The organism is Algoriphagus halophilus, assembly GCF_900129785.1.
Classification (GTDB): Bacteria; Bacteroidota; Bacteroidia; order Cytophagales; family Cyclobacteriaceae; genus Algoriphagus; species Algoriphagus halophilus.
This window is the reverse complement of record NZ_FSRC01000001.1, coordinates 468,225-490,387: the sequence shown is the minus strand read 5'-3', so window position 1 is coordinate 490,387 and position 22,163 is coordinate 468,225. Positions and strand designations below refer to the sequence as shown.

Annotated in this window: 13 protein-coding genes; 10 read left to right on the top strand and 3 right to left on the bottom strand. The window is 39.7% G+C overall.

The features are described from left to right. The first annotated feature begins 8 nt into the window (after window positions 1–8). The 6 genes from sov (at window position 9) to BUR11_RS02020 (ending at window position 11,015) form a co-directional block, all read left to right on the top strand. Window positions 9–6,977, top strand: a complete 6,969-nt coding sequence (gene sov, locus BUR11_RS02045) for a T9SS outer membrane translocon Sov/SprA (protein WP_143185804.1) — start codon at window positions 9–11, stop codon at window positions 6,975–6,977. 56 nt (window positions 6,978–7,033) lie between these two features. Continuing rightward, window positions 7,034–7,408, top strand: coding sequence for a glycine cleavage system protein GcvH (gene gcvH, locus BUR11_RS02040; protein WP_074223166.1), 375 nt, complete (start codon window positions 7,034–7,036; stop codon window positions 7,406–7,408). Between the two features lie 11 nt (window positions 7,409–7,419). Beyond that, window positions 7,420–7,791, top strand: a complete 372-nt coding sequence (locus BUR11_RS02035) for a VanZ family protein (RefSeq protein WP_143185803.1) — start codon at window positions 7,420–7,422, stop codon at window positions 7,789–7,791. A 67-nt stretch (window positions 7,792–7,858) separates the two neighbouring features. Next, window positions 7,859–8,533 (top strand): energy transducer TonB, encoded by a 675-nt coding sequence (locus tag BUR11_RS02030; protein ID WP_074223164.1) that lies wholly within the window; start codon window positions 7,859–7,861, stop codon window positions 8,531–8,533. A 147-nt stretch (window positions 8,534–8,680) separates the two neighbouring features. After that, entirely contained in the window at window positions 8,681–9,352 is a 672-nt protein-coding gene (locus BUR11_RS02025; protein ID WP_074223163.1) for an energy transducer TonB, read from the top strand. A 103-nt stretch (window positions 9,353–9,455) separates the two neighbouring features. Continuing rightward, window positions 9,456–11,015 (top strand): N-acyl-D-amino-acid deacylase family protein, encoded by a 1,560-nt coding sequence (locus tag BUR11_RS02020; protein WP_074225069.1) that lies wholly within the window; start codon window positions 9,456–9,458, stop codon window positions 11,013–11,015. A 24-nt stretch (window positions 11,016–11,039) separates the two neighbouring features. Here BUR11_RS02020 and BUR11_RS02015 read toward each other — a convergent pair whose 3' ends face one another. From BUR11_RS02015 to BUR11_RS02005, 3 genes are read right to left on the bottom strand one after another with little or no spacing between them, the layout of a single operon-like run. After that, on the bottom strand, window positions 11,040–11,921 hold the full coding sequence (locus BUR11_RS02015) for a YicC/YloC family endoribonuclease (RefSeq protein ID WP_074223162.1): 882 nt from the start codon (window positions 11,919–11,921) through the stop codon (window positions 11,040–11,042). Between the two features lie 15 nt (window positions 11,922–11,936). After that, a complete protein-coding gene (locus tag BUR11_RS02010) occupies window positions 11,937–15,239 on the bottom strand; it encodes a biopolymer transporter Tol (protein WP_074223161.1) in 3,303 nt (1,100 codons plus the stop codon). A 22-nt stretch (window positions 15,240–15,261) separates the two neighbouring features. Beyond that, window positions 15,262–16,308: an NAD(P)/FAD-dependent oxidoreductase gene (locus BUR11_RS02005; RefSeq protein ID WP_074223160.1), complete on the bottom strand. Its 1,047-nt coding sequence runs from the start codon at window positions 16,306–16,308 to the stop codon at window positions 15,262–15,264. Here BUR11_RS02005 and BUR11_RS02000 point away from each other — a divergent pair. The 4 genes from BUR11_RS02000 to porV are packed head-to-tail and all read left to right on the top strand — an operon-like array spanning window position 16,307 to window position 22,162. Continuing rightward, a complete protein-coding gene (locus BUR11_RS02000; protein WP_234982058.1) occupies window positions 16,307–17,017 on the top strand; it encodes an MBL fold metallo-hydrolase in 711 nt (236 codons plus the stop codon). The genes BUR11_RS02005 and BUR11_RS02000 overlap by 2 nt on opposite strands. After that, window positions 17,014–17,706, top strand: coding sequence for a CDP-diacylglycerol--serine O-phosphatidyltransferase (pssA, locus tag BUR11_RS01995; protein WP_074223159.1), 693 nt, complete (start codon window positions 17,014–17,016; stop codon window positions 17,704–17,706). Before BUR11_RS02000 ends, pssA begins: the two co-directional genes overlap by 4 nt. Then, a complete protein-coding gene (gene porU / locus BUR11_RS01990; RefSeq protein WP_084560839.1) occupies window positions 17,703–20,954 on the top strand; it encodes a type IX secretion system sortase PorU in 3,252 nt (1,083 codons plus the stop codon). The genes pssA and porU overlap by 4 nt, the downstream gene beginning before the upstream one ends. Next, entirely contained in the window at window positions 20,951–22,162 is a 1,212-nt protein-coding gene (gene porV, locus BUR11_RS01985) for a type IX secretion system outer membrane channel protein PorV (RefSeq protein WP_074223158.1), read from the top strand. The genes porU and porV overlap by 4 nt, the downstream gene beginning before the upstream one ends. Window position 22,163: the final 1 nt, after the last annotated feature.

The following is a 22,163-nucleotide window of genomic DNA, read 5'->3' as shown; positions in this document are numbered from 1 at the left end:
ATAGGAGAATGGCTCCCTCATTTTTGCTTTGGCAAAATATGAGGACGAGTCCTCTATACCCCTACCGAAACCCTTTCTTAAGACCTGAATCTCCTTTTTTACCTACTCCACTTACCAATCAAAATGTTCAGGTTTTAGTAGACTCTACCTTGAGATATAATATCGTGGAAGAGCTAGACAGCACCAGGGTAGGAAATGAACAAGAATATGATTTTGAAGAATTCTCAAAAATTCAGGAATACAAAGTAAGACAAGATTATTGGAGAAGTAGATCCAGAGGTGGAGATGGAGAAAGTGCCGTGGAAGGCCGTGGGTTAATCCCTCCATTGACTGTGAGCCCCTCATTTGATAGAATATTCGGAGGAAGTGAAATCAACATTGTTCCTACAGGATATGTCAATTTGGATTTTGGGGCAATTTTCAGAAGGATAGACAACCCTACCCTACCAATCCGACAACAGCAAAATGGAGGATTTAATTTTGATCAACAGATCCAAATGGCTGTCAATGGTTCCCTTGGAGAAAAAATGAAAATTGGGGCCAATTTCGATTCCAATAATTCCTTTGACTTCCAAAATCAACTGAAGTTGGAATATACAGGCTTCCAAGAAGACATCATTAAATCCATTGAAATAGGTAATGTGAGCATGCCTGTTCAGAACCGATTGATCCAGGGAGCCCAAAATTTATTTGGGGTCAAAACTCAAATGCAATTTGGAAAATTGGGTGTCACAGCGGTTGCCTCCACCCAACGAGGTAGAAGAGACCAGTTAATCATTGATGCCAATGGTCAAGGAAGGTCTTTTGACATTCAAGCTTCTAAGTATGATGAAAACAGGCACTTTTTCTTAGCTCATTTCTTTAGGGACAATTACGAAAGATGGCTTCGAGGACTTCCTCAAGTGCTTTCTGGCGTAAACGTTACCAGAATTGAAGTTTACATCATGAACAGGGCTTCCAATACCGAAACGCTAAGGAATTTTGCAGCATTCATGGATTTGGGAGAAGGACAAACCTTATTAAACCCATCCAACCCTGCCATTGGACCTGGAACTCCAGGCGCACCTGCCAGTAATGGTTCCAATAACCTTTTTAATAATATAGCGAATAACCCTGCCTTCAGGCCATTTGATACCGGTGCACGGGCAATGGAATCAAGTCTAAATATTAGAAAAGGGGTTGACTTTGAACAGATCAATGGATCCAGAAAACTGAGTCCAACCGAATATTATTTCAACCCTCAACTGGGTTATCTCTCACTCTTCCGAAAACTTCAAAACGATGAAGTACTAGCTGTTTCTTATGAATACACTTACAATGGTCAGGTGTATAAGGTCGGTGAATTAACAGAGGACTATCAAAATCGTCAGGAGGATGAATTGATTTTCTTGAAGCTATTACGGCCAGCCAGAATCAATCCAAGGGTTCCCTCTTGGGATTTGATGATGAAAAACGTCTATAACTTAAATGCGAATCAACTTTTAAGAGATGGGTTCCAACTTCAAGTGATTTACCGTGATGATAGAACCGGTTTAGACAACCCCTCTCTTCTAGAAGGTGAAAATGTAAAAGACGTTCCTTTGATCAAGCTAACAGGCTTGGATAATTTAAATCCTCAAAATGACCCTGCCCCAGATGGAAATTTTGACTTTGTAGAAGGATTGACCATTCTTCCAGATCGAGGTTTACTTATATTTCCTGTACTTGAACCTTTCGGCTCCAACCTTGAGAAATACTTTCTGGACACAGAAATAGTACTCAAAGACAAATACGTCTATGATACCTTGTATCAGACAACCCAAGCTGATGCAGAATTAGTAACCCGACTCAATAAGTATTTTATCAAAGGACGTTTAACAGCAGGTTCTGCTTCAGAAATCCAACTCCCAGGCTTAAATATTTCACCTGGCTCTGTGATAGTTCAGGCAGGAAATATCCCCTTGACCGAAGGGGTAGATTTTACTGTAGATTACAATGTAGGCCGTGTGGTGATCATCAATGACGCGATCTTACAATCTGGAAAGCAAATATCCATCAGTTTTGAAAAGGCAGATTTGGTATCCTTCCAGACGCGAAGCCTATTGGGTACTCGGTTGGACTATGTGTTCAGTGACAAATTCAACTTAGGAGGCACTTTCTTGTATTTAAATGAACGGCCTAATGTCACCAGGATTGCCACTGGAAATGAAACCTTAAGAAATAGCCTTTGGGGTTTAGATGCCAGATTCTCGGATGAATCCCGTTGGCTTACGAAAATGGCAGATGCACTTCCTTTTACGGATACCAAAGAGACTTCTTTAGTCAATTTTAGTGGAGAGTTTGCCCATTTAATCCCTGGGACTTCCAATCAAGTAGATGGAGACCAGGCCTCCTACATAGATGATTTTGAGGCAGCAGTTACCCCATTTAATCTAGGGGGTGCGGCCAACCAAAACTGGAAATTAGCCTCTACCCCACAAACTGATGATAATCGATTTGATCTGAGCGATCAAACGGAAGATTTATTAGGGGCAACTTATAGAAGAGCCCGACTTGCTTGGTATAATATTGATAACATCTTCTATCGGGAAAGTGGCCCAGGTGTACCCTCCAACATATCAAGGGAAGATCGTCGAAATCATTACGTCCGCCGGGTAGTCCCGCAAGAAATTTTCCCGCAGCAAGACCGGACGGTAATTATTACTCCTGAGCCTCTATTTGAACTTGCCTATTTCCCAAGTGAGCGAGGAATGTACAACTATAATCCTAATTTGACATTTGATGGATTACTTCCAGACCCGGAGAAAAACTATGGCGGAGTAACCAGAGCAATTACTACTGAGGTAGACTTTGACCGGACCAATATCGAGTACGTCGAATTCTGGATGCTAGATCCATTTATTGAGGGCGAAAATGGGCGTGTCCTGGATGGGATATTCAATGAAAACAACACCACAGGCGGAAAGCTATTTCTGAATTTAGGAGACATCTCAGAAGATGTGATGAAAGATGGTCGCCATGCTTTTGAAAATGGACTTCCTGCAGACGGAGATCCTTCCAAAACCTCCTCCAATGAATGGGGGCGAATCACCCGGGAACAATACCTTCTTCCTGCTTTTGACAACTCAGAATCCTCCAGGGAAAACCAAGATGTGGGACTAGATGGTCTGAAAAACTCTGATGAGGCTGGATTTTTCCAATCTAGATTCTTGGATCGTTTAAGTGTCTCCCAAGAAGCGAGGAATAGAATTAATCAAGATGTATCTGCAGATTTATTCCAATACTATCTAGACGAACAATTTGATCAGAACAATGTCAAGATTCTGGAACGATATAAGAAGTTTAATGGAATGGAAGGAAATACTCCGGTGACTGCCAGCCAAAACCTTCCCTATACCCCATCTGGTTCCAACACCCCTGATAATGAAGACCTAAATACCGATAATACCATCAATGAACTCGAAAATTATTATGAATACGAGATTGACTTAAGACCTGGTAATCTGGTAGTAGGGCAAAACTACATCGTGGATAAGGTGACTCATAATGAGGGAGGAGAGAATGTTGATTGGTATTTATTCAGAATTCCAGTAAGACAACCTGATCGGGTTCAAGGAGATATTACCGGTTTTAAATCCATCCGTTGGATGAGAACCTATTTGACTGATTTTGAACAGCCGGTGGTATTGAGGATGGCCAATTTCCGAATGATTGGTAGTCAATGGAGGGTATTCCAAGAATCTCTTTTCGAAAGAGGGTTATTTGAAATTCCTGAGCCAGATGTATCCAATGTAACTGTCGATGTGGTAGGCATTGAGGAAAACAGTCAAGGAAGTGCCACTCAAAGTCCTTATGTATTACCTCCTGGAATTAACAGAGATCGAGATAACACGTCCACGGTAGAAAGAAGATTGAACGAGCAATCTTTAAGAATCTGTGTGGAAGATTTACCTGCAAAAGATGCCAGAGCAGTTTTCAGAAACATTACGCAGGATTTGGTGCAATTTGAAAGAATCAAAATGTTCTTCCATGCTGATAGCGAAGATGCATTGGATGGAGAATTTACCGGATTCTTAAGACTTGGAACAGACTACACCGACAACTATTATGAAATAGAAGTTCCTCTAACCATTACCCCTAAGGGAACGAGGGACCCTCGACAAATTTGGCCATTGGAAAATGAAATAGACATTGCCATTCAGGATATTGTCGGCGCTAAAGTGGAAAGAGATAATAGTCAGTCTCCATTAAACATACCCTATACGATCCAGGTGGACCAATACAAAGTAACTGTAGTGGGAAGACCTGAGTTAAGTTTGATTCAAGGTATGATGATAGGGGTCAGAAATCCGGGTGTATCGGGTGGTGCAAGCAAGAGTATTTGCGTATGGGCCAATGAACTTCGCGTGACCGGATTCACAAAATCAAATGGATGGGCCGCAAATGCATTATTGAATGCAAAGATTGCAGATGTTGCCGTGGTGTCCGCTTCAATTAGACATAATTCTATAGGCTTTGGAGGTTTGGAAACGAGACTTTCTGAAAGATCTAGACAATCTACTACCCAGTATGATATTTCTACCAACATAGATGTGCATAAATTACTTCCTGCCCAATTGGGGGTAAGCATCCCTATGTATTTTAGTGTGGAAAATTCATCTACAAGACCAGAATATGATCCTTTAAACCCTGACGTGCCTTTTGAGGTGGCATTGGGTAAATTTGAAACGGATGCGGAACGTGATGCTTATAGAAGCATCGCTTTGGATCAGTTAAATAGAAAGAACATAAGCTTTAACAATGTCCGGAAAATTAAGACGGATCCTGAATCTGTAAGTAGGTTCTATGACCTGAGTAACTTCTCATTTTCCTATGCTTATGGAACTGTAAAACAGACCAATGCCCAAATCCAGGATTACACCTTTAAGACCTATAAAGGAAATATTACTTATAGCTTTCAGCCAAAACCTTTGGTGATTGAGCCATTTAAAAACAGCACCTGGTTGGAATCTCCTCATTTGAGATTAATTAAAGACTTCAATCTGAATTTAGCCCCTACCCTTCTTCTAGCGAGATTGGATATAGACCGAAGATTCCTAAGATCTCAATATAGAAACGATCAATTGAGTACCTCTGGAGTGGACCCGCTTTTCCAAAAAAGCTATTTCATGAACAGATTCTATACGGTCAACTGGGACCTCACTAGGAACCTTAGAGTAGATTATTCTGCCAGGGTGATGGCCGTAATCGATGAACCGGAAGGTGACTTGGATTCTGAAGCAAAGCAAGATTCTGTAAAAAGTAATTTCTGGAGATTTGGCCGAAGAACTAACTACAACCAAACGATTAACCTGAACTATACGATTCCTTTTGACAAGACTCCTATTTTGGATTGGATCAGGGCAGATTACAAATACACCGCCAATTATACCTGGCAGACTGGAGCGATCGGTCAAAAGGATACCTTGGGAAATGTGATTCAAAACACCAGGGATCAGTCCATCAATGGTAAGCTAGACTTGATTAAGCTTTACAACAAAAATAAAAAGTTAGCAGCTTTGAATGCTCCAAAGCGACCAACCATACCAGGAAGGAGCTCTGTAGAAGCGGAGGATACCATCGGAACACCATTTAGTAATAAGGTTCTCAAAATGCTGATGATGGTGAAGGAAATCACTTTTAATTATGGAGTGATCCAAGGTACTTTCTTACCGGGTTATTTACCAAACACCGGGTTATTGGGAATGGACCGCGCTTTTGAAAATCCAGGATTAGCTTTCCTTTTTGGTAGCCAAGATCCAGCTATCCGCTACAGGTTAGCCAGTGCAGGATACATGGCTCCAAGTTCGGAACTCACGCAACCTTTCTCCCAAAACCGGGCTATGAATTTGAGGTTGGGTAGTTTAATTGAACCCTTCCAGGATTTTAGGATCACGTTGACAGCCACCAAAAGAGAGACTGGAAACTATCAAGAGATATTTAGAAATTCAGAGGATAACCCCGGAGAATATGTTTCAATTAGTCCAAATCGATTAGGTTCCTACAGTATTACTACGATCATGCTTGGGACCTCTTTCTCAAGAGACGATTTTGAAAACAATTCCCCACTTTTTACAGATTTTGAAAATAATCGTGCGATTGTAAAAAGCAGGTTGGATAGCGAAAATCCATCGGGAGGAGAATATTCCATCAATGGGCAAGATGTATTAATACCTGCCTTCTTAGCTGCCTATCGGGGAAAGAACGCCTCTGACATGAAATTGAATCCTTTCCCAAAAACTCCATTGCCCAACTGGAGACTTGAGTATAGAGGTCTTTCCAGACTCAAAGGACTAAGTGAGATATTTAGCAGCATCAATATTTTGCATGGATACACCTCTACCTATGATGCCAGTAATTTCTCCAACTCTCTCCAATACCAAGAAGGATTAGAGCTTTATAATAACTTACAAAGAATACCGAGACCTGATGTAACCAATGACGAGGGCCAATTTATTCCTATCTATGTATTAAATCAGGTAGTCATGGCAGAACGTTTTTCACCATTGATCGGCGTAGACTTATTGACCAAAGATCGATTGAATATTGCGGTCCAATACAATAAAGAAAGAAGCTTGGGATTAAACTTTTCAAACGCCCAAGTGACTGAGCAAAGAAGCAATGATTTTGGAATCAACATAGGCTATACCAAAGCAGGAGTAAAAATACCTTTCAAAATTCAGGGGCAGCAGAAAATACTTAAAAATGACCTGACTTTCAGGTTGGACACCAAAGTGGTAGATACCAGACAAGTTCAGAGGAAAATTGAAGAAGGTAGCACCATCACCAACGGTAACTTAAATATTCAGATCAGGCCAACGATTGGTTATTTGATCAATCAAAACCTAAGTGTGACTCTTTATTTTGATAGAACGATTAATGACCCGAGGGTTACTACTGCCTATAGAAGATCTTCTACAGCATTTGGCGGACAATTAAGATTTAATTTGTCACAATAGATTTTATTTAGCGCGATTCCTTTTAATTTTGGGACTCTTTACAAAAAATTTCAATTATGAATATTCCACAAGAATTAAAGTACACAAAAGACCACGAGTGGGTGAAAATCGAAGGTGATATTGCTACTATAGGAGTTACTGATTTTGCACAGTCAGAATTAGGTGATATCGTTTATGTGGAAGTTGAAACAGTTGGCGAAACGTTGGAAGCGGAAGAAGTATTCGGAACCGTAGAAGCAGTAAAAACTGTATCTGATTTGTTTATGCCTGTTGCTGGTGAAGTAACTGAACTAAACGAAAAACTTGCCGATGAACCGGAATTAGTAAATTCTGATCCCTATGGAGACGGATGGATGGTCAAGGTGAAAATTTCCGGTGAACTTCCTAGCCTTCTTTCTGCAGATGAATATGCAGAATTAGTAGGAGCCTAATTCGTTGACTTTTGAGATTATTCTTGAGTTTAGCTTGGCTAATCACCATTTCAATCGCAATGCTGACTCCCGGAGATAAATTTCCTGAGGTAGATGCGTTCGATTTCCAAGATAAATTTATTCACTTTATTTGCTTCAGTTTACTAAGTTTTCTGTGGTGTGGAGTGGGAATAAAGCCTCATGAAAGAGGAGTTTTAAGTAAAAGATTACTCATTAACTATTTGATTTTCGGGGTATTAGCCGGAATCATTTTGGAGTATCTGCAACAATTCATCCCCTTTCGTACGTATGATTATATAGACATGGCAGTGAATGAGATAGGTGGAATCGCAGGATTCTTTGCATATTTTAAGCTGTCAGTCGTAAAAAACAACTTGGAATAATCGTCCTAAATACTTAGACTTGTTATTCTAAAATAGAAAAAAATTAACCTGTATAAACCAATTCACCATGGAAGCAAAAAAGACTCCGAAGGCTGATCTAACCAAAAAGTCAGGAATGTTCCTGAACTTAGGTTTAGCGTTGGCTGTTGGCGCTACTCTTGCTGCATTTGAATGGAAGTCATTCGACGAAGGTGCTCTTAAGGACCTTGGCCAGGTGACTGACAATTTCGAAGAGCTGATTGATATTCCAATCACCGAGCAGCCACCGCCACCACCACCACCAGTAGAACAGCCAATCATTGAGGAAATCCCTGATGAAGTTGAAATCGAAGAAAAAATCGAAGTAAACTTTGATGTGGATGTGAAAGAAGAAACTGTCATCAAAGAAGTAGTAATTGCAGAAGCTCCAGTAGAGGAGAAAGCTGACGAAATCTTTGACGTAGTGGAAACTCAACCAAATCCTCCAGGTGGAATGTCAGGTTGGAATCAATACCTTAGTAAAAACTTGAAATACCCTACTCAAGCGAGAAGAATGGGTATTGAGGGTACTGTAATTGTGGTATTCGTTGTAAACACTGATGGATCTATTCAAGACGTTGATGTTTTGAGAGGTATCGGTGGAGGTTGTGACGAAGAAGCAGTTAGAGTAGTATCTGCAGCTCCTAAGTGGGAACCAGGTAAACAAAGAGGTAGACCAGTTCGTACTAGAATGAGACTTCCAATCAGATTTAAACTGAGCTAAAAAATAAGAGACCCGAGCAATCGGGTCTTTTTTTTGTTCACATTTTTTCACCTTTTGATTTAGTTAATTTTTGTTATCCAGCTAGCTTCCTGCTTTTCAATGGGTTAAATTCTTAGGTATTAATTTTTACCTAAACAAAAACAAGCCATGGAAAACAAAAAGACCCCTAAAGCGGACATACGAAAAATGTCCGGGATGATTTTTAATCTGGGATTAATGCTCAGCGTAGCGGCAGTTTTGGTGGCCTTCGAATGGAAGGCTTATGAGGATTTCGAAATAAAGTCTCTTGGTACGGAAGACAACACTTGGGATTTGTTGGATATCCCCAATACGGTCCAAACACCTCCTACTCCCCCTCCGGTTATACAGCAACCAGAAATCGAATTGGTTCCTGATGAAGTTATCATAGAAAAGTTGGATGCTGTCATTGATTTTAGCCTAGAACAAGAACCTGCCCCAACGGAAATTGAATTTGAAGGTCCTCCCGTAGTCGAAGACCCAGATGTCATCAATGATTTTGTGGAGGTGCAAGCTTCTTTTAAAGGGGGGATGGACCAATGGTATGTCTATTTGAAAAATAATTTAAAATACCCCACCCAAGCCAGAAGAATGGGCATCGAAGGGACAGCAATTGTTCGATTTGTCGTCAATACCGATGGAAGCATTCAAGATGTGGAACTTGTTCGGACAATTGGAGGGGGATGTGATGAGGTAGCAATGGAGGTTATAAAAAATTCCCCAAACTGGAATCCTGGCAGAATAAATGGAAAAGCAGTAAGATCTAGGATGACTATCCCCATCAAATTCAGACTTAATTAAAGAATTATTTAAACCCCGAGAAAGCTTACACCAAAAGTGTAGGCTTTCTTTTTTTATCTATAAATTGATTCTTCACAAAATGAACCACCAAACTGCACCAGTTATGAAGAACTATGTATTCCTCTTGATGATTCTTCTCCTGTTTTCCTGTACTCAAAAATATGACCTGCTACTGATCAATGGGGAGATTTACGATGGACAAGGCACTGGTCCTTTTACTGGGGATATCGGTATAGTGGGAGATAAAATTGTTGCCATTGGAGATTTAGAAAATGCTAAATCTGCAGTGGTAATCGATGCTACTGGCCTTGCAATTTCCCCTGGCTTTATCGATATGCATACTCATTTAGAGCCTTTGATGGAGCTACCTATGGCTGAAAGCCTCTTAAGACAAGGAGCTACTTTCGCTTTGGGAGGTCCAGATGGGGGTGGTCCCTGGCCGTTTGATAGCTATTTAGACAGTTTGGATCACATAGGGCTTGGTATTAATGTCGGGTTTCTGGTTGGACATAACACCCTTAGAAAGCAGGTAATGGGAATGGAGGACAGAAAGCCCACCGAGGAAGAACTAAACCTGATGAAATCTTATGTAAATGAGGGGATGGATGCCGGAGCATTTGGAATTTCTACCGGTTTAAAATATTTGCCTGGTACTTTTTCTGAACTGGAGGAAGTCGTTGAGTTATCTAAGATGGCAAGTGCAAAAAGCGGAATCTATACCTCACATTTAAGGGAAGAGGGGTTAGGGTTAATTGATGCAGTAAAAGAAGCTTTGGTCATTTCACGAGAGGCCTCCATCCCGGTGGTTTTAACTCACCATAAAGCTATTGGAGTAAAAATGTGGGGCCAAAGCTCCAAGACCCTTGCCATGGTGGACTCAGCCAGAAAAGTTGGCCTGGACATCATGATGGACCAATACCCTTATGCGGCAAGTCACACAGGAATTAGCATTTTGATACCTAGTTGGGCGTTGGAAGGAAATGAATTCGAAACCAGAGTCGCAGACCCTGTGTTAAAAGATAGTATCAAAGCAGGAATTATCTTCAATATCCTGAATGACCGAGGAGGAAGTGACCTAAGAAGGATACAGTTCTCAAGAGTATCTTGGAAAAAGGAATTAGAAGGAAAAACGCTTCAGGATTGGTTAGAAATGGAAGGGATGGAACCTTCCATGGATAATGGGGCAGAGTTAGTGATTCAGGCACAATTGAATGGTGGCACCGGGACTATTTACCATGCCATGGACGAAAAGGATGTGGAAAAAATCATGAAACATCCTATGACCATGGTTGGGTCAGATGGAAGACTATCATCTCCTGGGGATGGACATCCTCATCCAAGAGCCTATGGAACCTTTCCTAGGATTCTCGGACATTATGTAAGGGAATTAAAGGTGCTTTCGCTTCCAGAAGCAATTCACAAAATGACAGGTCTTTCAGCAAACCGTTTAGGGTTAAAAAATAGAGGGGTTATCAAAGAAGGGTATTTTGCAGACATCACGATTTTCAATCCTAAAACCGTAATTGATCAATCCACATTTACAGAACCCCATCAATATCCGGAAGGAATTGAGTATGTTATTGTCAATGGAAAAATGGAGGTGAGTGAGGGGGAATTAACCGGTATTTCCAATGGCAGGGTAATTCGAAAAAATCAACCATAAAAAAGGGGCTTTACAGCCCCTTTTTTATAATACATTCATGGATTGCTCTTTTATTTTCTCAAGCTCATCCTTCATTAAAATCACGTATTTTTGAATCCCAGCATCATTGGCCTTTGAACCAATGGTATTGATTTCCCTTCCGATCTCCTGGCTAATAAATCCCAGTTTTTTACCTTGATTTTTCTCTTCTAACATGATTTTGGAAAAATACTTCAGGTGTGTATCTAAACGGACCAGTTCTTCTGTAATATCTAGTTTTTCAAAATAATAAATGAGTTCCTGCTCAAACCGGTTGGCATCAAAGGAATTTTCGTCTAACCACTCGTTGAAATGATTTCTGATCTTCTGTTTGATCTTTTCCTTTCGCTGCCCTTCCTCATTGATAATATGGGATAAGTTTAGCGCAATATTTTCAAGATTTCCTTGCAGTTTTTCTTGCAAGGAACTACCCTCATCTTTTCTGAAGTCATCACAGTTTTTCAATGCATCTGCTAACACCGCCTTTACATGCTCCCACTCTTGCGCCTCGTCTTTATCTTCCGTCGTCAGGTTATTGATGACATTAGGAGCTTGGAGGGCCAATTTGAATATATCCTGAGAATTATCACCCACAGATTGAGCCATGGCTTTAAACTTTCCATAGAAGGTCTCAAAAAGTTCCTCGTTGATAGAAACCGGTAATTCTTTTGAGCTTTTAGATAAAAACTCAACAGACACGCTTACTTTTCCACGATCCAAAACTCCCTGTACCAGGTTTCTTATTTCATGTTCTTTATCTGAAAACTGTCTTGGACTTCGAATGGAAAGGTCCAAAAATTTTGAGTTGAGAGATTTGACCTCCACGTGGATCATAACCTTCTCATTCTCGAATCCGGCATTTCCAAAGCCGGTCATCGATTTGATCATAATTGATGTTGATGATTAGAAATTAATGCCCAAAGTTACATAGAACTTTAGATCTTCGTTTTTATAATTTCGAACTGGTTGTGCTACATCAAATTTCACATAGTAATTCAGCAAAACGGTACGGAGCCCAGCACCATAACTCTGAAGCCATGGATTGTTGAAATTATTTAACGTGATGGTAAAAGGAGAGCCTTCTGTATTAATTACTTCAGTATTTTGATCATTTACTTTTTCCCAAGGAGCGGCATCATTCCAAGCTGAAGCTATATCATAGAACCCGACTAATTGGAAATTCCTGATGAAATTGGAAGTAATATTTCCTCTTGTTAAGTAGGAGAAAATAGGTACTCTTAGCTCAGTAGTAAATGATATCACATTCCTGCCTCTGATTTCATCGTAATCATACCCTCTTAAATCCACAAAGTCTGCAAACAAAATATTGGAATTTTCTACCCCAGCAGGGTTTCTGATTGGAGAAGCTTCTGGCCTATTGGAAGGAGGTCTGTAAAATTCATTGAACAACCAATTATCCATTCCTCCCACAATATAGGTTTGGGGATTATTCCCCATAAAGGATCCTGCATATAATTTGGAGGCAAGTACAATGTTTTTGTGAATTCTTTGATAATTCCTTAAATCCAAATAAAAATTACCAAATGAGCGGGAAGACTTATTTAAGGATTGGTATTGCATGTATCCTATTTTGCCTTTAAATCCAGCCTGAGAATACAAACCAATAGGCTCGGTCTTATCAAAGACAAATTCGGCCTTTCCACCAATATAATTTACATCAAACCGATTTTGATCAGGATTTTGCCCAAGAATCAAAGAGTCAGAATTCAAGTTAAAATACTGAGTTTTGGCAACAAATGGAGCGAGGGTAAATCTTGCATTGATATTGAATGGATAAGAAAACCCTGCTTCTACCTTGGTAAGTACATACTTTTGGAAAGTTATATCTCCTTCGGAAATTCGAATGGTTTTTCGATCAAACCTTCCTTTGAAATCAATTCTGCTTTTTAAGTATTCATATTCGAAGAAAATGTCTCCCCCAGATCTAAAATCCAAGGTAGTCATCACTCCCGCATAGAACTTATGGTTATCCAAAAGATCAGTCATTCTACCTGTAAAACTGATCCCAAAACCTCTCAAGGGATCTACAACAAACCTTGTATTGATACTATTTGTCAAAAACTGGGGCTCCATTCGTCTTGGCCCAGAAACCCTTTTCTGCAAGCTCTGCTTTCTAAAGGTTTCCAATAAACTAATCTTGTTATCTCTCCCTTCAGACCCTGTTCTCTCATTGGCAATCGTCGGGCTAGGAAGCGAATCAAATGTATAATTCTCTGTATTGATACCATTCCTCGATTCAAATCGAAGTCTATCCAAGTTGATTGAAGTAGCGGTGTTTTTTTGTGTAGTATCTACCTTGACAGTTACCGTATCCTTCGCAACAGGCAATTCCAATGCGGGTTTTTCTTCCAGCGGTGCCTCCGCTTTCTCTTCCAATAATCTTCTGGCTGCAATTCGCTCGTTCAGCGATTTGGCCTGCTCTAATTGGATTCTTGGAGTGCTTGGAGTAAACTGATCGGCACTGGAATAATTTTCAATCTTTAAGAATACCTCTCTTCCATCTCTCACTGCGTAGGCAATCTTGCTCATTCTACTGCTCACATCAAATACTTCAATACTCTTGTTGAATCCAGAAATTTGATTGGCTACTTGGGATCCAACACCCAATCTCATCAAATTATTGATCCCACTGAGGTCACTCAAAAACACCACATTATTACCATTCAATTTTCTCGGAAGGATGTTTTTGCTATTGGTATTGGTAAGCTTTCTAGTCACGATGGTATCTCCAACTTCCATGAGATACAGATTATATGCATTTGGCAAACTACTCAAATCTATTTCCTTCACATCTACTGAATCGGATAATTCAGTGTAATTGGTAGAATAGATGATCGTGGAATCATTTAAAAATGTAGGCGTCAGCTCATCAAAAATATCATTGGTCAACCTTTTACCTGCCCCCCTTGTATTTAGGGTATAGATATCGGATTTCCCATTAGAAATGGCCGAAAGCACCATATTCCTCCCCGATTCATTGAAATCCAAACTCAAGATCTGAGTGATGTTTCTCAGGAATATTTTATCTTGACTACTACCATCAATTGATCTTAATCTCAAGGTGGTAAAGCCTCTTTTAAATGAGGCAATAGCAAGATTTGCGGAATCTTTCCAAGCAATTACTGGGGAAATTAAATTGGGTGTCTGGTCTTTGTAAACGGCCCCTCCCTGTAACAAGGTCCGTTCATTCCCAGAACTCACTTCCCTAATCTGGACTTTATACCGACCACCATTATTGATCACATAAGCGACATTTAGACCATCCGGGCTAAATTTAATATCACTGATGTTTCCAATTACTCTGGGTGAAGTAGAGGCTACTGCATTTGATAGGTCTACATCTTTAAAATTGGTAAATACCTGCTCATTGATGGTCTTATAATATTTGATCCATTCGGAAGTAAAAGTATCATAATTCAGACCTACCGTATTTGCGATACTATTTTCCTCATTTCTATTGATTCTTGAAAGATTCAAAATACTGGAAATGTACCTTCGCCCATACCTTTCGGCTATATAGTTCCAAATTGATTGTCCTACCAGAGCCGCTTCATGTTGCTTTAATTTTAGGATTTTTGGATTTTCCTCCTCTTGTAGATAATGTCGAACAAAATCATCCATTTCTAAACTCCACCCTTTTGCCAGGTATAAGGCAATTCCATCAATATACCATTCTGGAAAAGCATTGACTAAATTAGACTGGAAAGCATCGGAAACTGAAGAGCCATATAGCATCTCCTGAATGATCACTTTGGAAGTGGCATATAAAATATCTTCCTTAAATTGATCTACCTCTCCTTTATAGGGAACTTCAGCAATCAACCTGTTAAAATCAGTCTGGCCTTCCTCATACAATTCCATTTTGTTGAGGTCAAGATTACTTTGTAATAGTTCTTCTGGAGAATTGTAGATATAAATCTTTGGTTTGGTATAGGCCACATAGCCGATCATTTGGGTTAGTCTATTAAACTCTTCCTCCAAAAATTCAATGGCCATTTTTGCATTTGCTCCACCACGGTCATAGTAATACACCTCAAAGTTATTAGAGGTAAAATAGTACCATTCAAATTGCTGGTGCTGAACCCTGTTCTTTCCAAATCTCTCTTGATCAAATTGAGCAAGAACAAAAAATGAATTCAACCATAACCCAGCAAAAATCAATATTCGTAACAGGTGATATCGCATTCGTATTGCTGAAGATGTTTTTTTAAATATAATTAAAATACCTTGCTATGTCTACTTCCTTGGGTAGTGAAGCCTGCCCTTTCAAATAGTCACACATTAATTTACTAAAATAAGGAACCAAAGAAACACCCTTTGCTCCAAACCCATCAAATATGTAAACGCTTTGCTCCTTAGGATGTTTACCCAAAAATGGTTTTCTGTCCCTAGTAGCTGGTCTTATCCCCGTTTTATGAGAAATAATTTCCTCTACGGGTAATTTTACCAAAGCACCAAGCCGCTCTAATATTTCAGCTTTGGCAGATTCTGTAGGTCCTTCGTCCAAATCATGTTTGGTATACGTTGAACCTACCCTGTGAACCCCATTTCCAAGATGAACTCTAAATACCCCCCTATTTACGATGTAATCAGGGCAGAAGGCTTGTTTCAACTCCAATAGTTCCCCCTTCACTGGTGCAAACGGCAAATAGTTAAAGAACGAAGAATTCATCGCCCCCAGACCATTGCAAAATAGGATGGACTTATACTTGATGCCTTTGTACTCCCAATGACCATCCCCCTTTCTCAATACACTTTCATCAAAATATTCCTGATGAAGATTCTCTGCAAAATACCTTTGCATCGCGTTCAGGAAAACATTTATTTTCAACCAGCCCGATTGCTTTAGCAACACCCCCCCAAATGAATCATTCAACGAATCACTTTGGCTTTCGGTATAGATTTCCTTCAAATAAATTTGGAATCCTTCATCTGCACTATGCCCCATCCATTCATTCTGTTCTTCAATGGATAAAAAAGGCCTATAAATAGGCTGTTCTATCAAAAACGATTCGCCAGTAATTTCCTCCAGTCTCTTGTAAAAAGAATGAAGCTCAGGGAATAAATAATCTGCATTCCAGGTCTTTACCATTTTTCTCCCCGTCACTGGGTTAAACAAGCCAGCTGCCACCCTGCTTGACTGATTTCCTGAGGGCTGATCGATAATTCTTATACTTTTACCTGATTCTATCAAACGATATCCTAGCGCTGTTCCAGCTAGCCCTTGACCAATCAGTAAAAAATCAATTTCCATGGCTCAAATTAAAGCTATAATTCTTTATTTTGTTGCCTTAGTACAGACAAATCCTATGCTTCACATCAAGTCTTTTACATTTAATCCTTTCCAGGAAAACACCTACCTGCTTTATGATGAATCAGGGCAAGGGGCTATTATAGATCCAGGATGTTATGAAGATTCTGAAAAACAAGAACTTGAGAATTTTATTAAACAAAATAAAATCACAGTAAAGCAAATCCTTAATACCCATTGTCATATTGATCATGTGTTAGGGAATACCTGGGCGAAACGTACTTTTGGAGTTCCATTGCTTATACATGAAAAAGAAATCCCTGTAATCAAATCTGTGGAAGTTTACGCTCCAAATTATGGGTTTCATATGTATGAAGGAAGCGAACCGGATGGATTTCTTGTCGAAGGAAATGAAATTAAAATAGGCACAGAAACCTTGGAAATATTATTTGTTCCAGGCCATGCGCCTGGACATGTGGTATTTTACCATCAGGATTCAAAGCAGGCAATTGCTGGAGACACTCTTTTCAAAGGAAGCATAGGAAGAACAGACCTTCCTGGAGGAAACCACAACCAATTGATCAGTAAAATCAAGTCGGTATTATTCAGACTACCGGAAGATACAATCATTTACCCTGGTCATGGTCCACAAACAACCATAGGTTTTGAAAAAATCAACAACCCATTCGTGGGACAAAGAGCAATGCTTTGAATATCAAGTCACATATCCCTAACACGGTCACCCTTTTAAATTTACTATCAGGTCTAATTGGGATCGTGTGGGTGTTGGACGGAAATATTCTTTCTGGTGCCTGGTTTATCCTACTGGCTGCATTTTTTGATTTTATAGATGGATTTGCAGCCAGGATCTTAAAAGTTCAGGGGGAATTGGGTAAACAGTTGGATTCATTGGCGGATCTGGTTTCATTCGGTGTACTTCCTGGCTTTATCCTTTTTGCAATGGCCAAAAGTACCAGTCAAATTGAATGGCTCCCTTATGGCACGTTGATACTTCCCTTATTTTCCGCGTTGAGGTTGGCAAAATTTAATCTAGATGACAGGCAGTCAGACCGGTTTATCGGGGTTCCTACTCCTGCTGCAGCATTATTTGTAGCCACTTTACCTCATTTTGCTATCCAATGGACAAAAATTGGCACTGTGATTACTTCCCCGCTTTTCTTGGTGGGAATTGCTCTAACGCTATCCATACTGTTGGTTTCTGAAATTCCTTTGATCGCACTGAAGTTCAAATCTTTCGCATTTTCTAAGAATATTTTCAGGTATGCGCTAATCACACTCAGCATCCTTCTATTTGTTTGGTTGGGCCTTGCTGGTATCCCCTTGATTATCCTTGCGTATATTGGGTTATCTGTGGTTGAAAATGCAACGAGTAGTGAATGAGACTTTTGATAAAAAAGCTAATAGTTATCCTAACCATCAGCCTCTCTTTTTCTTGGGAAGGACTATCCCAAAGCCAATTCTATTCGATAAAAATTGCTGAATCGGGAATTTTTAAATTAGAGGAGGAAGACGCTAAAAGACTGGGAGCAAATTCTTTGTCAGATATCTCCTTCTTTGGGTATCCAGGTATGCTCCCCCAACCACTTCAAGAAGAACAGTTGGCCAAACAAGAAATCCCAAGTTTCATCCAGAATGGCGTTCTTTATATTTATTTAGAAGGACCACATGTTTTTGAAAAAGATAGTAGCTTCAATTGGAACTATCGGCATCACCTCTATGCTGATAGTTTAAGCTATTTAATTGGGGTTGGAAGCAGAACAAAAGATGTATCTACCCTTGAACTTCCTGAATCAATATCAGCCCCGAAACCCCTCTATCAATTGATTCCATTCAAAGGGGAAGAAAACAATATTCTGAATTCAGGAAGGACTTGGTATTCGGAAGCTATTTTACCTCAAAGCTCAAGAACTATTTCTGTTTTTAAACAAGCAGGAAATTCTGAACGTTGGAAATTATTTGGAACCTTAATGAGTAGCTCCTCAACTCCTTCTTCCATTTCTATTCTATTAGATGATCAGGAAGGATATGAGGCCTCATTTGATGCGATCCCAACTACCACCTATGGAATCAAAGGAATCGAGGATCAGTTTTCTTTTGAATTTTCACCTAAGGAGAATCGACTGGACCGAATACGTACCAGCTTCAAATCTGCAGATCAAAGTGCAACTGGATATTGGGATAATATCTGTGTAGGAATTCCATACTCAAGTCAAACCCTTGGACCAGGTATTTATTATAATTGGAATGCAGAAAGTGTTTCCTTGGTCAAAGACCCTAAGTTATCTTATTGGGATGTAAGTGATTTTTTTAGACCGCAACGCTTAGAGTTTGCACTTAATACGGAACCGAAAATAGATAAACTCATCGTCTTTAACCCAGAAGAAGTATCTGCTCTAAGCCAATTTAAATCAATCAGCAAGCAGTTATCGGAATCGAATAGTTCTTCAGAATTAATAATCATTGCACCCAAGATCTTTTCATTTTCAGCTGAAAAACTAAAATCTCACAAAATCCAGATCGGAATTCCTACTGAAGTAGTATGGATCGAGGAGATAATTGATCATTTTGGATACGGTAACCAAGACCTGACAGCCATCCGGAATTATATTGCCAGTAGGTATCATCATTCCAATTCCTTAAAAAATGTCTTGCTCTTTGGAAAAGGGACATTTGATTACAAAGGTAAATTGGGAGGACGACCTAACCTGATCCCCACTTATTCAAGCCGAAATAGCCTAAACCCATTAACTACCTATAGTTCTGACGATTACTTCGGGATGGTGGAAATTGGCCAAGGTTCTTGGGCTGAAAGCTCAGAGGGAGATGAAATGATGCAAATTGGAGTGGGACGACTTCCAGTTATCAGCAAAGAAGAGGCATTAGTTGTGGTCAATAAAATAATTGCCTATGAAAGTAGCCATGAACCAGGTTTTTGGAAAAAGGGTATTTCGTTTTTAGTAGATGACGGTGATAACAACATTCATATGCGGGATGCTGAAAAGCACGCAACGTATCTTGAAGAAAATCATCCCTTCATCCAACAAAAAAAACTTTACCTAGACAGCTATGAACAGGTAACGGAAGGAACAAACCAAAAGTCCCCTCAAGCTATTTCTGCATTAGAAAAAACATTGGAAGAGGGAACCCTCATTCTCAATTATATTGGGCATGGAAATGAAACCTCCTTGACTGCAGAAGAGGTATTTACAGTTGCTGATATCAGGAATTGGCCCAAACAAAAGAATTTAGCTTTATGGGTCACTGCCACTTGTGAATTTGGTAGGCAGGACAGCCCATTTTTTAGATCAGCAGCAGAAGAATTACTTATTGCTTCGGATAGAGGAGCCATCGGTATTTTGAGTACAGGAAGACCCGTATTTTCAAGTGTAAACTTCTCCGTCAATGAGGCCTTTATCCAAGAAGCATTCCAATCCAATACTTCAGGATACCAGGATCTTGGCACTATTTTTAAAAACACTAAAAACAAGAGTTTGAAGGGGCCTTTCAATAGAAATTTCTCCTTAATAGGTGATCCAAGCCTTAAATTGGCGAAACCTGAGCTAGCAGTGGATTTAATATCCATCGAAGATAAAGCAGGAAACACCCTAAACTCACTTCCTTCAGGACAAGCTCTCATATTGAAAAGTGCGATCATTGATCCAGTGAGCGGAGCCACACAAATTGGTTACCATGGAAACTATCAAATTGAAATTTGGGGTGGGCAATCGGACAAAAAAAGCTTCGGAGATGAGAACCCTCCTTTTTCCTACACGGAATCAGAGGTGGTTTTATTCAGAGGGGAAGGAAGTGTTTTGAATGGAGAGCTCACTACTGAAATTTTTATTCCAAGGAAGTTAGGTGAAAAGGAATTCTCTGCCAGAATCAGAATCATCGCAATGGAAAACCAATCTAACTTTGAAGCTTTTGGAACGGAATCGGTTCTCGCGAAAGAATCAAACGAAACTGTATTGGATAGGGAAGGTCCTTCCATCCAACTACTGTTAAATGGGGTAGACCCTGTTTCAAATTCTTTCCCTTCTACATCACTTTTTGCTCATATTGACTTGGAGGATAGGAGTGGAATAGATATTTCTGGTCTCTTGCCTGAACGTCAACTTTCCGTGGAGATCAACGGGGGCGCACCCTTGTACCTAAACCGGGAGTTTATTGCTCGAAATAACAGGTTCGAAAGTGGGTACATCGAAATTTTATTGGAGGGATTTGTTGAAGGAAAAAATGAGATTCTGATTAATGCTTGGGATAATTTGGGAAATCAAAGTAACTTAAGTGTACCGTTCTTTGTAAAAGGAAGTGAACAGTTGAAAATTCTGAACCACAAAACATATCCTAACCCCACGAATGAGGTCAGTAACTTTATTTTAGAGCACAATAGACCAGGTGAAAATTTTCAAATTACAATTTCTATATTTCAAACTACAGGTCAGGCAATATTTACTGAATCACTTCGTTTGACCAAGGCATCCGCTAGGATTGATGATTTATCATGGATATTTTTACAAAACCAATCAAAATATCCCGCAAAAGGAACTTATATTTACAAATTAACGCTTCAATCTGAAACCGACAATTCAACGGCTACAGTTAGCGGTCAAATCGTTATTAAATGAAAATAATGGCCATTAGAAACAGGATAAACATACTCCTAATAGTTTTTACCCTGGCTAGTTTTACAACCTCTGCTCAAAATAGCAGCATCATATCAGGTCAAGATCCAACTAGGCGGGTAATCACTACAGCTGTGCCATTTTTAAATTTTGCACCTGACTCTCGGCATTCTGCCATGGGGGATGCTGGGGTGGCTACCTCTCCGGATGCTAATTCAGCTCACTGGAATTCTGGAAAACTTGCTTTTGTGGAAGATAAAATGGGCTTTTCATTATCCTATTCTCCTTGGCTTGGAAAGCTTGTAAATGATATGTCATTAAGTTATTTGACAGGCTTTGTAAAAATAGATGAGGTTTCAGCATTTGGATTCGAGTTGAGATACTTCAATATGGGTGATATAGAATTGACAGATGGAAGGGGAAATCCATTGGGTGAATTTAACCCTCGTGACATTGCGATTGGAGGAACTTATTCAAGAAAACTATCGTCTAACCTCGCTTTAGGTATTTCTGCCAGATTTATCCATTCCAATCTTTCTGGAAACATTTCTTCTTCAGGAGGAAATGAAAGTAGACCAGGGATCAGCGTGGGTACAGATGTGGGGCTTTATTATCAAAAACCAATCTTTGCTGGCGCAAAAGAAGGTACTTGGTCCTGGGGTGTGAACATTTCCAATATTGGACCAAAAATCACCTACAATAGTGCAGATGATTTAGATTATATCCCTACTAACTTTAGAATTGGTACTGCTTATTCATTGGATTTAGATCCAATGAACACCCTAACTTTTGCATTGGATTTTAATAAATTATTGGTTCCGACGCCCCCTTATTACGAAACCAACGAAGATGGCACATTGGTGACAGATGAAGATGGAAATTTGGTAATTGCCCAAGGAAAAGATCCCAACCGGCCTTTGATTTCAGGGATGTTTGGCTCGTTTGCAGATGCTCCTGGAGGCTTTTCAGAGGAAATTCAAGAAGTGACTGTCTCTTTTGGGGTAGAATATACCTATGCTGAAAAATTCAATTTAAGAACCGGTTACTTTTTTGAAAACCAAAGCAAAGGTGGTAGAAAATATTTCACCATGGGCTTAGGGTTTGATTTAAAGAGAATAGGATTTGATTTCTCTTATTTAGTTCCTCAAAAGCAAAACCATCCATTAGCAGAAACGCTAAGATTCTCTCTTCTTTATACCATTCCAAATTAAA